Below are 12,701 nucleotides of genomic sequence, written 5' to 3'. Positions count from 1 at the left end.
CCTTTAATTACGGCAGGTCTAATACAATTTTTACCTGAAAACCCACTTATTCGTTTAGCTGTACTTTTTGTTCTACTAGCACCGTGTATTGATTATGTGATTACTTTCACCCATGTTGGGAAAGGTAATGCAAGATTATTACTTGCGATGACACCTGTATTATTGCTTATCCAAATGATCTTACTACCAATTTATCTTGGTGTACTCCTCGGAGAAGAGGTAGCTCAGCTTGTTGAAATTGGTCCTTTTGTCCATGCGTTTGTATGGTTCATTGTTGCACCCTTAGCAATGGCAGCTATAGTTCAGTTCATTGGGAATAGAAATGAACAAGCAGAAAAAGTGGCTGAAAGCCTAAACTTATTTCCTGTACCTGCCACAGCCCTAGTTTTGTTTATCGTCCTAGCATCAGTTATGCCTCAAATTGGGCTTGCAAAAAGTGCAGCTCTTCAAGCTTTACCAATTTATATTTCTTTTGCCATTATTGCTCCATTCGTGGGTTGGATAATTGCTCGTATTTTTCGATTAGAATCTGGCTCTGCTAGTGCTGTGTCCTTTTCAGCATCATATAGAAATTCATTTGTTATTCTTCCATTAGCTTTTGCAATTCCGGGAAGTATGCCCATAATTCCTGCTGTAATCTTGACTCAGACTATCGTTGAACTATGCTTTTTACCAATCTATATTCGTCTGATACCTCGACTATTCAAAACCTAGAGATTTAAACATTTAAGTAGTTGTTATAGTTAGATAAAAGTATTCAGAAGCCCACGCTTACATCGAGTAATTTAATAAAGGGGGGGGAGCTAGCTCCCCCCCTCTTTTATTCATTTGCTAATTAAAACTTACTCGCAACTTGATATGTGATGAATGAAAAGATGTAGGCTAATGCAAACAAATAAGTTGCCATAACGACAGGCTGTTTCCAGCTACCTGTTTCTCGTCTAATTGTTGCTAACGTGGCAAGACAATGTGGAGCAAAAATAAACCATACCAATAATGATAAACCTGTGGCTAACCCCCATCCATCCGGGCCTGAAATTTGACTTAACAGACTTTGAGTTACAGTATCTTCATCACCTGACATCGCATAAATCACCCCAAGAGCTGCAATTACAACTTCCCTTGCTGCCATAGCAGGAATGAGTGCAATACATATTTCCCATGTAAAACCAATAGGCGCAAATATAGGGTGAATTAAATGTCCTAACTGACCAGCTAAACTATAGTTAATGGCTGGCATGGTTGCATTATCTGGTGCTTGAGGGAACGTGACTAGCACCCATAACAAGATAGACAGTGCAACGATAATGCCACCAACTCGTTTTAAGAAAATAGTTGCCCTATCATATAAGCCTAATGCAATATTTCTAATATCTGGAATTCGGTATGTGGGAAGCTCAAAAATAAAAATACTTTCAGTTTTATCTTTTCGAACCAACTTCAGAAAGAGTGAAACTAATAACGCTGAGACTATTCCCGACATATAAAGACCAAAAAGGACTAATCCTTGCAGACTTAACCAGCCGTAGATTAATTGGTTCGGAATAAATGCCGCGATCAATAAAGCATATACGGGCAATCTTGCTGAACAGGTCATCAATGGTGCAATCATAATTGTTGCTAATCGGTCCCGTTCAGAGCTGATACTTCTGGTTGCCATAATTCCGGGAATCGCACAAGCAAAACTGGATAGCAGAGGAATAAATGAACGGCCGCTAAGCCCGGCTTTAGACATTAATTTATCTAAAAGAAATGCTGCTCGGGGTAAATAGCCTGACTCTTCAAGCATTAAAATGAAGAAGAATAAAATCAAAATCTGAGGCATATATGCAAGCACGCTACCTGTGCCAGCAATTACCCCATCGACTACCAAGCTTTTTAATAGAGGATGTTGGATTAGTGGTCCAATAAAATCACTGAGCCATACGATAAAATTTTCAATGAATTCTATAAAAGGTGTTGCCCATATAAATACCGCTTGGAACATCACAAACATGGTTAAAGTTAAGATTACTAAACCTAATACAGGATGTAGAAAAATTTTATCTAGAAATGCGGTTCTTTTATCACCATTGTCATTATTTAAAATAACTTGTTTGGTGATTTGTTTGACCTGTTCAAAATGACTTAATTCAGAATGATAAGGAGTAATAAAAAGATTTTTTTGATCTAATTGATTAATTAAATCTTGAATTCCTTTTGTTTTAACTGCGACAGCTTCAACTACAGGGATACCTAACAGTTGAGACAGTTTATCCTTATCAATGGAAATACCACGCTTTTTGACCTCATCCATCATATTTAATACAAGAATCATAGGGCGATTTAAAGCACGAACTTCGAGAACCAAGCTCAAATGTAAGCTTAAATTTGTGGCATCTACGACGCATATAAAAATGTCGGGTAGAATTTCACCTTTTAGCTCGCCCAAACAAACTGCCCTGGTGACTTCTTCATCTAAACTACTAGGTTTTAAACTGTAAGTTCCGGGTAAGTCCAATACTCGTATTGCATCACCAGAAGGTAAGTTAAAAGAACCTTCTTTTCTTTCTACGGTAACCCCAGCATAGTTGGCAACTTTTTGTCGCGTACCAGTAAGTGTATTAAATAAAGAGGTTTTTCCGCAATTTGGATTACCGACTAATGCAATATTCTTAATCTTCATTGGATACTAACTCTACAAAAATTCTTTCAGCTTCATTCTTTCTTAATGCGAATCTTGAAGTTTCAATCTGAACTAAAACAGGATCTCCGCCAAAAACACCTTTAGCGAGTACTTGTAGAGTTTCACCCTCTCTAAAACCTAATAGTTGGAGCCGTTCCAATACGGGATCAGTGGTATGACTGTATTGATTACCTTTTTTGAGATCTCTAATTTTGACGATCTGATTTTGTTTAACTTGAAATAGATTCATTTTCGATACTCTTACTTCAAAGCCAAAATCTTTCGAGCACCATTAAGCACGAATAAAGAAACCAGGATGCCAATGATTAAGTCTGGATAAGCTGATCCCGTCCACGCCACGAGTACACCGGCAAATATAACGCCCATATTTACGACAACGTCATTCGCCGAGAAAATCCAACTGGCTTTCATATGTGCGCCATCTTCTCGATGACCAGAAATAAGATATAAGCATGTCACGTTAGCTATAAGTGCGAGCAGGCCAATAACAATCATGAGCGTTGATTCTGGCTCGCTTCCAAACATGAATCGTCTAATGACATCAACAATCACGATAACAGCAAGTAATAACTGAATCCAACCTGCGAAATGGGCTGCTTTTATTTGATATTTCGCAGCTTTTCCGACGGCATATAGCGCAATACCATAAACGGCTGCATCGGCAAACATATCTAGAGAATCAGCAATCAATCCTGTAGACGCAGCAATAATTCCGCTGATGAATTCTATAAAGAACAGTAGAGCATTAATGCCTAATAACAGTTTAAGTACTTTAGCTTGTCTCACAGGATCAGGTTCATTAGGTATATCGCCTGTAGAAAGCTGTGTTTCATCAAGTTTCGCCCCAAAACCCAGTCCTTCGAGTTTAGCCGTAATTTGCTGAATCCCTTCATTATGGAAGACTTTCAGTTTTCGATTGGGAAGATCAAAAGTAAGACCTTTAACTGCTTCAATATCTGCAAGAGCCATACGGACCATTTGCTCTTCAGCAGAGCAATCCATTTTAGGAATGGTATAGGTACTTGTTTGCTTAGCCTGTTGATTGCTTATATAAGTTTCAGTCTTCACAAGCTTTGCACCAAAACCCAAAGCTTCAAGTTTGGTAGTTATATTTTCATCTTTTTGATTATGTAGAACCTTTAAAGACCGGTTAGGTAAATCAAAGATGAGTTTTTGAACACCATCAATTGAAGATAGCGCCATACGAACCATCTGTTCTTCCGCAGAACAATCCATTTTGGGAACTAAGTATTCACTCATGTAGTGCGAATCTTTTAAAACGTTTTCAGTGCTTAAATTTTCTTTGGGATCAGAACCACAACAGGATTGAGCGGTATCTTCACAACTGTTTGAAGTGTTACAGCAAGGAGATGAAGATTTTTCTTCTTCCTCTTCACCACAACAGCTAGGCGTATTATCACAATTCTTTGAATTGCTTGCTTCTGCAATTGATGGATGATTTTCTTGTTGAGATTTCTTATCTTCGCATGGTGTTTCTTTACTACATCCACAGCCACTCATAGTTATACCCATTAAAAAAATTTATAAACTTTGAATATTAGAATCCCTATAGTTACTATAGAGTCAAGATTTTTTGGAAATACCAACTCAATGCATTTAAAAATTGGTGAACTCTCTAAAAAAACCTCATGTTCAGTATTAACAATTAGGTTTTATGAAAAGGAAGGTTTAATTCCGGAACCCGAAAGAACGGAAGGAAATTACCGCCTTTACGATATAGGCTATGTTGAGCGAATTAAGTTTATTTTGAATTGCCGAACTTTAAATATGAGTTTGAATGAAATTCGTCAATTACTCACCTATAAAGATAATCCCAAGAAAAATTGTTCAGATGTGAATGAATTAATTGACTTACATGTCAGTGCTATCAGAGAAAATATAATCAAGCAACAAAAGCTTATTGAACAATTATCTGATTTAAGAGGTACTTGTGATGGCTTATGTACAATTGACCAATGTGGAGTTCTAAAAAATCTAGCTTGATTATCTAGACCTATGCTTTTTTCAAAAATTCTGTATATCTTTACTTAAGGCTGCAAAAAGATTAAGGTGACTTAAATTTTGTGATCAGATCTTAGATAGCTTTGGTTAGCTTCCGATTGGTGTTTTAAATACAGATTTGTGTATGAAGAGAAAAACATTTCTAATCCAGATATTGGTACTCTTATTCACATTCCAGAATATTTGGAGTGTGGCAGAGGCTGCTTGTCTGCATGAAATGCCAAACATACCCAATTCAATACTCTCTAATCCAATCGATTTAGACGAAAAGAGTGATAGTCCTCGTCAAGCACTTTATTCCCTAGAAAACTATAAAGAAATCTATGACTATTGTCAGAAGGTTTGTTTTAACGAAAAGTGCAGTCATTTCTCAAATACAATCGTGATTCAGATTGACCCACCCGATGATCTGAAGCTTAAAGCTAATTTTGAGACCGGCATTACCCCAACTTATTTGGGAATAACTTTTTATAAACCCCCTTATCTGAATCAATTAACCCCGCCTCCCGATTTGCCCCTACTATTGGTGGGGTAGTCTTATAAAAGCCCACCACTCCTAATTTCATTATGCGTGGGGCATTTTCATGTCAAAAAACAAATTACATCAGGATACCTCCATCCTGAATTTATCCTGGTCAGCCTTAGGTAGCGGTATCTTGCTATCTGCAATGATCAGCTTCAGTACTTCCGTAGTCGCCAGTACTCAAGATTTAACGCTGCAGCAAGCTATTGAGCAGGTTAACCAATATCAAGCGTCCCAAAATTTCTGGGAAACGCAAAATAGTATTAATGCCACGAATCTTCAGCAAAGTAAGCTGTTTAAAAATCCTGAATTGTCAGTTGAACAAACGGGCTTTGGTTCAAATAATGAAAAAGAGCTTGCCATCGGTATATCACAACCTTTGGATATTTTTGGTGAGCGAAGAGCAAACCAAAAATTAGCCAGTCTCTCAATAGATAAAACAGCGCTGAAACAGAAGATTTATCAAGCACAAATTGAGCTTGCAGTGAAATATGTATGGTCGCAACTGGCCATTGCCGAACTTGAAAAAAACATTGTCAATGCACAACTTCGGGTGAGCGAAGAAAACCTTCAAGCAATCGAAAAGCGCTTTAATGCAGGCAGTATCGCGCAAGTAGATGTGAATCGCGCACGTTTAAGTCATGCTGAAAATATCCGTCTTTTTAGACAGGCCGACTTACAGGTACAAGTGGCAACCCAACAATTATCAAATTTATGGGGAACCTCTGATAAGTCATTGAAGGTAAACCTCTCTTCGCAAAAGCTTTGGCCAAAATCGACTCATGGGCAGGTTCAAGAATATTTAGCGGATAACTACATTGAGAAATATCGGATTTTACAGGTGTTAGAGTCTCAAGCAACGGTTGATCAGCTGAAAGCAAAGTCACGTCCTAATCCTACTTTAAACCTGGGCGTTAACCGCACCCAATCCTTGGATAACTCAACACAAAATCAACTGGTGGTTGGAGTCAGTGTACCGCTCAATATTTTCGATCGTCAGCAAAATGGCATAAAAATCGCGCAAGAAAAAATGAACTTATTAGAGCGTCAGAAAGACTTTTATCTAAAGCAAAATGCGCTGCAAATAGGCACGATCTTAACCGAGTTGCAGGGTTTAGAGCTTCAATTCAAAGTCGTTGACGAGACTCAAATTCCTTTGGCGACTCAAGTTCAAAGTAAAACTTTACAAGGTTTTCTGGCAGGAAAGTTTGCTTTAACCGATGTTCAGCAAGCCACGCTTCAATTACAAGACATCCGTCTACGTAAAGTCCAGTTGTTACGGGAGGGCTGGCAAAAGGCCATCGAAGCAGAAAGTTTAAGCTTAGGCATTAGCCCAAGTGAAGTCATGTCGAAAGATGCTATTGCACAAATCAATCAAAATTTATGGCAAGACATACAGGCCATGCCTGTCATTGGTGGGGGAAATTAACATGTTCGATCTTAAAAACAGCTTAAAAAAACAGAGCGGAAAAATCTCTCAACCCCTACTGATTAGTTTGGTCATCGGCGCTACCGTACTCCTCAGTATTTTCTTGATCTTAACGGGTAAGAATAAATCTGAAACATCAGATGAACATGCCGAGGAAGAAGGGGGAGAAGAACATGGTGGTGAAACCGAAGAGCATGCAGAAGGTGTGAGCCTGACTGCCAAGCAACTGGTGGAACAGGGCATACAATTATCAGCGGTCGATCAAGGCCCGGTGGTTAAATTAAGTTCTTATCCTGCCAAACTGAATGTGAATACTGACCAGCAAGCGCACGTCTCACCGAGTTTTAGTGGTCATGTAGAAAATGTCTATGTAGAACTCGGTCAAAAAGTTCAGAAAGGACAGCCTTTGGCTGCGTTGCTTGTTCCTGATCTAGTTGATCAGCAGGCCAATCTTAAAATTGAACAAACCAACCTTGAACTGGCGAAACAAGACTATGATCGTGAGCGTCAGCTTTGGTCACAGGGCATTTCAGCAAAACAGGACTATCAACGTGCTTATAACAGCTATAAACGGGCACAAATTCAGGTTCAAGCGGCCCAATCACGTTTAAGTGCATTTGGTGCAGTGAATGCCAGTAACGGACGCTATATTTTGAAAGCTCCCATTTCTGGCGTGATCAGTAAAAAGGATTTGGTTCTCGGGGAAAATGTTCAGTTAGCCGATCAACTCTTTACGATAGACCGGTTAGATCAACTCTGGCTTGAGTTTATTGTTCCAAATTCTGAAATTATGGGCTTAGCCCCGAATCAAAAGATCGAATTTAAATCCTTGCAAACGGAAAAGGTCTATCAGGCTGTTATTCAGACTTTAAATACTGAAGCGGATATTCAAACAGGCCGTCTTCAGGTGCGAGCAAAAGTTGAATCGAATGCAACCGAATTACGTCCAAACTTGATGGTAAACGTACAGTTGCAACAACGCAGTGAAAGTACCGCATTACGGGTACTTAAGTCCGCAGTTCAGAATGTCGATGGAAAAGATGTGGTTTTTGTCGCCACTCAGCATGGACAGAAAGTTGAATTCAGTCCGCAACCGGTGAAATTAGGGCAATCGTCTGGGGATAGCCAGTGGATTGAAGTGGTAAATGGGCTTAATCAGGGACAAAAATATGCAGCTCAAGGCAGTTTCTTACTGAAATCTGAGATGGAAAAAGGAGAGGCTTCACATGAGCACTAAAAGCCCTCACATTCCAGACCACGAATCGGTAAAACCTGAAGGGCTGTTTGATCGGCTGATCCAGTTTTCTATCCATAACGCCATTTGGATTATGCTGTTTATTGCAGCCTGGATTGCTATTGGTATTTATAGTTATCAAAAGTTACCGATTGATGCTGTACCGGATATTACCAATACTCAGGTGCAGATTAACACTTCAGCCAATGGCTTTACGGCTTTGGAAATGGAACAGCGGATTACCTATCCCATTGAGAATGCCATGTCAGGCATGCCGAAAATGGAACAAACCCGTTCGATTTCACGCTACGGCTTATCGCAAGTGACCATCATTTTTGAAGATGGCACGGATATTTACTGGGCCAGACAGCTTATCAACCAGCGCTTGCAAGAAGCAATGGGAGAAATGCCTGAAGATGTGCAACCTAACATGTCGCCTATTTCGACAGGTTTAGGTGAAATCTATCAATGGGTGATTAAAGCCGAACCAAATGCTAAAAAGCCGGATGGAACCCCTTATTCGGCGATGGATTTACGTGAAATTCAGGATTGGATTGTAAGACCGCAATTACAGCGCGTAAAAGGCGTTGCTGAGATCAACAGTATCGGTGGCTTTAATAAAACCTATGTGGTTGCCCCTGATCTGAACCGATTGCAACAATTGCAAATTCCTTTGTCTGATTTACAAACTGCCTTAACAGAGAATAATGAAAACCGTGGTGCTGGCTATATTGAGAAAAATGGACAACAGCTAACGGTTCGTGTTCCCGGCACTTTAAACACGATTGAAGATATCCAGAACATCAGTATTGCCAATAAAAACGGCTATCCGATTCGGGTGGCAGATGTCGCCAATGTCTCAATTGGTCATGACTTAAGAACAGGGGCTGCAACCTATAATGGTGAAGAAACTGTATTGGGTATTGCCATGATGATGATGGGAGAAAATAGCCGTACCGTTGCTCAAGCCATTGATGAAAAGGTGCAATCGATCCAGCAATCGCTACCTAAAGGTGTGGTGATTGAGACTGTGTATGACCGTACGCATTTGGTTGATCGGGCGATCAAAACCGTTCAGAAAAATTTGATTGAGGGTGCAATCCTCGTCATTGTTATTTTATTTCTCTTTCTAGGTAATTTCCGTGCTGCGCTGATCACGGCTTGCGTTATTCCACTGTCAATGCTGTTTACCTTGACGGGAATGGCAGAGCAGAAGATTAGTGCAAATCTGATGAGTTTAGGGGCACTGGACTTCGGTATTATTATTGATGGTGCAGTGGTTATTGTAGAAAACTGTATCCGTCGGCTAGCAGAAGCTCAGAAGCTGAAAGGTGGTTTACTTAGCCGTTCTGAAAGATTTAAAGAAGTCTTCTTGGCTGCAAAACAGGCGCGTCGTCCTCTGATTTTTGGACAGTTAATTATTTTGGTGGTTTATCTACCTATCTTTACCCTGACGGGTGTAGAAGCCAAACTTTTCCATCCTATGGCAATGACTGTTGTACTGGCTTTAATTGGGGCCATGATTTTATCTGTCACTTTTGTGCCAGCCGCAGTTGCCCTATTTGTCACTGGAGAAGTCAAGGAAACCGAAAGTCGCTGGATGCATTGGCTTAAAACCAAATATGAACTGCTTTTAGATAAAGCCTATGAGCTTCGTTTATTTGTGACTATTGTGGCTGCCTGTATTTTAGTGCTTACGGGCGTGCTAGCCACTCAAACAGGTAGCGAGTTTGCACCTCAACTGGGTGAAGGTGATTTTGCTGTTCAGCAAATGCGTTCCCCAAGTACAGGGTTAGAACAGTCACTGAGAATGCAGGAAAATACTGAAAAGTTACTGTTGAAAGAATTTCCTGAAATTAAAGCGATCTTTGCCCGTACCGGTACAGCAGAAGTGGCCACAGATGTTATGCCACCCAACATTTCAGATGGCGTGGTACTGTTAAAACCTCATGATGAATGGCCTGATCCAAAACAAACGATTGATGAGCTTCGCCAAAGAATGATTACTTTCTTAGCGACATTGCCGGGAAATAACAGTGAGTTCTCGCAACCCATTGAACTGCGCTTTAACGAGTTAATTTCAGGGGTGCGAAGTGATGTGGGTGTCAAATTATTTGGTGATGACATGGAGATTCTAAATCGCGAAGCGAATAAAATTTCTCAAAAAATTAACTCAATTTCAGGCGCGACAGCCGTTAATGTAGAACAGACCAGTGGCTTACCCTTGTTGAATGTAGAGGTGGATAAGTCCAGAGCTGCACAATATGGCTTGTCGGTAAGAGCAATTCAGGATCTGGTAGCTACAAGTGTCGGTGGCCAGAATGTTGGAACAATTTTACAGGGAGACAAGCGTTTTGATTTTGTCATCCGTCTAGATGAATCCCAGCGTAGTCCTGAACAGTTAGCGGTACTTCCTATTCAATTGCCGAATGGTGGTTTAGTCCAACTGCAAGATGTGGCACGCGTTGAAAATATCCTGGGTATTAATCAGGTCAGCCGTGAAAATGGTAAACGTCGAGTGGTTATTACTGCAAATGTAGAAGGACGTGATTTAGGCTCATTCGTAACAGAGCTTCAGAGCACGTTATCCAAACAGGAATTACCAAGCGGTTATTGGATAGATTATGGCGGTCAATTTCAAAATCTGATGTCTGCAAAAGCGCGTATGCAATTGGTGGTTCCGCTCGCATTGTTGACGATCTTTATTTTATTGATGGCTGTATTCCATAATATCAAAGAAAGCTTACTGGTCTTTAGTGGTGTACCGTTTGCCTTATGTGGAGGCTTAATCGCGTTGTGGTTGCGTGACATTCCATTATCCATGTCAGCAGGGGTTGGCTTCATTGCACTATCGGGGGTGGCTGTACTGAATGGCTTAGTCATGCTTACCTTTATCAAAGAGTTGCGACAACAATATGACCTTTATTATGCAACGTGGCAGGGTGCAATTTTGCGTCTTAGACCTGTGCTGATGACAGCTTGTGTGGCGTCCCTTGGGTTTGTCCCGATGGCTTTGGCAACCGGAACTGGGGCAGAAGTACAGAGACCTTTAGCAACAGTGGTTATTGGAGGAATTATCTCCTCTACCCTGCTTACATTGGTTTTATTGCCCGTACTGTACCGGTGGATGAATGAAAAGAAAGCTTCTTAATCCATTAGATTAAGCAACTTTTAGCAGAGATATTGGGTCTGTCTCAAATATCTCTGCTAATCATGGATTAAATAAGGAAAATTTTATGTCAGAACATCATGATCATAGCCATGCGGTTGTTACTGAAGGAAATAGTAAGAAATTAATGTTTGCTTTGGGTTTAACGACTACTTTCTTAATAGTAGAAGTTGTCGCTGCTTTTATTACCCAAAGTTTAGCATTACTGTCTGATGCCGCTCACATGTTTACTGATGTAGCCGCATTAGCTATTGCTCTTGCTGCTATCAAAATTGGTAAAAAAGCCGCAGATGATAAAAGAACTTTTGGCTATCAGCGATTCGAAATTTTAGCGGCTCTGTTTAATGCAGTGATGCTTTTTGTGGTGGCGATATATATTGTCTATGAAGCTTACCAACGCTTTACGCATCCTGCTGAAATTCAAAGTGTTGGAATGATGATTGTCGCAGTCATTGGTTTGGTCATAAATTTGATTTCAATGAAAATCCTTTCTGCGAGTGCTCAAGAAAGTCTAAATGTGAAAGGCGCATATTTAGAAGTCCTTAGTGATGCACTGGGATCGATAGGCGTGATTATCGGAGGAGTGGTCATTTATTTTACCCAGTGGATGTGGGTAGATACCGTAATCGCTGTGTTAATTGGCTTCTGGGTTTTACCTCGAACTTGGGTTTTATTAAAACAAAGTATCCATATTTTGCTTGAAGGGGTTCCTGATGAGATTGATATTGAGTCGTTAAGAAATGATTTATTGATGCTAGAGGGTGTTGAAGGGATTCATCAGTTGAAAGTCTGGGCTATATCTTCAAAAAACATTCATTTAACTGCTCATTTGGTTGCTCCTAATAGCGATCCAGATCAGCTCTATCAAAAGGCCTTAGACGTTCTAAAACATAATCATAGTATTACTGAAATTACGTTACAAATAGAAAGTAAGGAATGTAATACATTGGAACAGCATAAACATTAAAGTGCTGCTCTTTCTACATAATGGACAGATGACTAGGCTGATAAACCTTACCATTTTCCTGTATTACACTTCTATTTATCACACGCACTTTAAACACCATCCTGAGACATTTTAAAATTACAAGAATGTAATTTATGAGTCCTCTGGGTGTTAATTCTTTAAAGTTAGAATATCTAACAAGTATTAAATGAGAGTAAATAAACATGCTATTCAAAAATAAATTTTGTACTAAATTACTGTTAATTAGTGCATTCTTTAGTATCGCAAGTTTTAGTTATGCAGATGGCGGCTTGTTATTTCTTGAAAAGAATTTAAAAGCTTCTAAAGTTGAAAATTCTAAACAAAAACAAGTTAAAAATAATGAATCAAATGAATCAAATGAATCAAATGAATAGTTGGGTTGCATAAATAAATCAATTAGACTTATTCATTCAGCAATATAATTCCTGAATGAATAAGTTTATAACTAAAACCGGCTTTGTTGCATAAACATTCAAAAGCTGAGTTTTCCCCAATCCATTCAAATTTAAGTGACAACTTGGGTGTGAGGTCTACCTAATTCCGTAAATCTATTCAGAACTGCCACACGCGCATGAACTTCATTGACCTGACTTTGAAAATGTCTTGCCGTCAGCTTATCTCCTAATAATTTGATGCAATGCATCTTGGTT

The 12,701-nt window shown here is 39.6% G+C and carries 11 protein-coding genes and 1 pseudogene; 8 read left to right on the top strand and 4 right to left on the bottom strand.

All coding sequences use genetic code 11. From position 1 onward, the window contains the following. A partial coding sequence (locus tag NI466_RS14870; protein ID WP_253173945.1) for an arsenic resistance protein occupies positions 1 to 714 on the top strand: 714 nt, incomplete at its 5' end. A 121-nt stretch (positions 715 to 835) separates the two neighbouring features. Here the strand turns inward: NI466_RS14870 and feoB are convergent. The 3 genes from feoB to NI466_RS14855 are packed head-to-tail and all read right to left on the bottom strand — an operon-like array spanning position 836 to position 4,207. Beyond that, positions 836 to 2,665, bottom strand: a complete 1,830-nt coding sequence (feoB, locus tag NI466_RS14865; RefSeq protein WP_086044985.1) for a ferrous iron transporter B — start codon at positions 2,663 to 2,665, stop codon at positions 836 to 838. Continuing rightward, on the bottom strand, positions 2,655 to 2,915 hold the full coding sequence (locus NI466_RS14860) for a FeoA family protein (RefSeq protein WP_004665962.1): 261 nt from the start codon (positions 2,913 to 2,915) through the stop codon (positions 2,655 to 2,657). The genes feoB and NI466_RS14860 overlap by 11 nt, the downstream gene beginning before the upstream one ends. 11 nt (positions 2,916 to 2,926) lie before the next feature. Then, entirely contained in the window at positions 2,927 to 4,207 is a 1,281-nt protein-coding gene (locus NI466_RS14855) for a cation efflux transmembrane domain-containing protein (RefSeq protein WP_070153973.1), read from the bottom strand. 90 nt (positions 4,208 to 4,297) lie between these two features. On the opposite strand from NI466_RS14855, the gene cadR reads away from it, so the two are divergent. From cadR to NI466_RS14820, 7 genes are all read left to right on the top strand, one after another. After that, complete coding sequence (gene cadR / locus NI466_RS14850; RefSeq protein ID WP_004281856.1) at positions 4,298 to 4,690, top strand: Cd(II)/Pb(II)-responsive transcriptional regulator; 393 nt, start codon at positions 4,298 to 4,300, stop codon at positions 4,688 to 4,690. A 142-nt stretch (positions 4,691 to 4,832) separates the two neighbouring features. After that, a complete protein-coding gene (locus NI466_RS14845; protein WP_005180699.1) occupies positions 4,833 to 5,243 on the top strand; it encodes a hypothetical protein in 411 nt (136 codons plus the stop codon). Between the two features lie 49 nt (positions 5,244 to 5,292). Continuing rightward, entirely contained in the window at positions 5,293 to 6,660 is a 1,368-nt protein-coding gene (locus tag NI466_RS14840; protein WP_253173944.1) for a TolC family protein, read from the top strand. Position 6,661: 1 nt separating this feature from the next. Beyond that, on the top strand, positions 6,662 to 7,897 hold the full coding sequence (locus NI466_RS14835) for an efflux RND transporter periplasmic adaptor subunit (RefSeq protein ID WP_016165561.1): 1,236 nt from the start codon (positions 6,662 to 6,664) through the stop codon (positions 7,895 to 7,897). Beyond that, complete coding sequence (locus tag NI466_RS14830) at positions 7,887 to 11,045, top strand: efflux RND transporter permease subunit (protein WP_016165560.1); 3,159 nt, start codon at positions 7,887 to 7,889, stop codon at positions 11,043 to 11,045. Before NI466_RS14835 ends, NI466_RS14830 begins: the two co-directional genes overlap by 11 nt. Positions 11,046 to 11,130: 85 nt before the next feature. Beyond that, complete coding sequence (locus NI466_RS14825; RefSeq protein WP_004665978.1) at positions 11,131 to 12,030, top strand: cation diffusion facilitator family transporter; 900 nt, start codon at positions 11,131 to 11,133, stop codon at positions 12,028 to 12,030. A gap of 203 nt (positions 12,031 to 12,233) precedes the next feature. Further along, positions 12,234 to 12,425: a hypothetical protein gene (locus NI466_RS14820; protein WP_004812236.1), complete on the top strand. Its 192-nt coding sequence runs from the start codon at positions 12,234 to 12,236 to the stop codon at positions 12,423 to 12,425. Between the two features lie 131 nt (positions 12,426 to 12,556). Here the strand turns inward: NI466_RS14820 and NI466_RS14815 are convergent. Then, positions 12,557 to 12,701, bottom strand: a pseudogene (locus tag NI466_RS14815) (IS5/IS1182 family transposase); the annotation flags it as partial.

Origin of the sequence: Acinetobacter lwoffii, from assembly GCF_024129595.1 — a bacterium.
In the GTDB taxonomy this organism is placed as follows: domain Bacteria; phylum Pseudomonadota; class Gammaproteobacteria; order Pseudomonadales; family Moraxellaceae; genus Acinetobacter; species Acinetobacter lwoffii_O.
This window is presented reverse-complemented; position numbering and strand designations above follow the sequence as displayed.

Coding starts and splice junctions, on each gene's coding strand:
- feoB (WP_086044985.1), bottom strand. CDS start 2,665: ATGAAGATTAAGAATATTGCATTAGTCGGTAATCCAAATTGCGGAAAA.
- NI466_RS14860 (WP_004665962.1), bottom strand. CDS start 2,915: ATGAATCTATTTCAAGTTAAACAAAATCAGATCGTCAAAATTAGAGAT.
- NI466_RS14855 (WP_070153973.1), bottom strand. CDS start 4,207: ATGAGTGGCTGTGGATGTAGTAAAGAAACACCATGCGAAGATAAGAAA.
- cadR (WP_004281856.1), top strand. CDS start 4,298: ATGCATTTAAAAATTGGTGAACTCTCTAAAAAAACCTCATGTTCAGTA.
- NI466_RS14845 (WP_005180699.1), top strand. CDS start 4,833: ATGAAGAGAAAAACATTTCTAATCCAGATATTGGTACTCTTATTCACA.
- NI466_RS14840 (WP_253173944.1), top strand. CDS start 5,293: ATGTCAAAAAACAAATTACATCAGGATACCTCCATCCTGAATTTATCC.
- NI466_RS14835 (WP_016165561.1), top strand. CDS start 6,662: ATGTTCGATCTTAAAAACAGCTTAAAAAAACAGAGCGGAAAAATCTCT.
- NI466_RS14830 (WP_016165560.1), top strand. CDS start 7,887: ATGAGCACTAAAAGCCCTCACATTCCAGACCACGAATCGGTAAAACCT.
- NI466_RS14825 (WP_004665978.1), top strand. CDS start 11,131: ATGTCAGAACATCATGATCATAGCCATGCGGTTGTTACTGAAGGAAAT.
- NI466_RS14820 (WP_004812236.1), top strand. CDS start 12,234: ATGCTATTCAAAAATAAATTTTGTACTAAATTACTGTTAATTAGTGCA.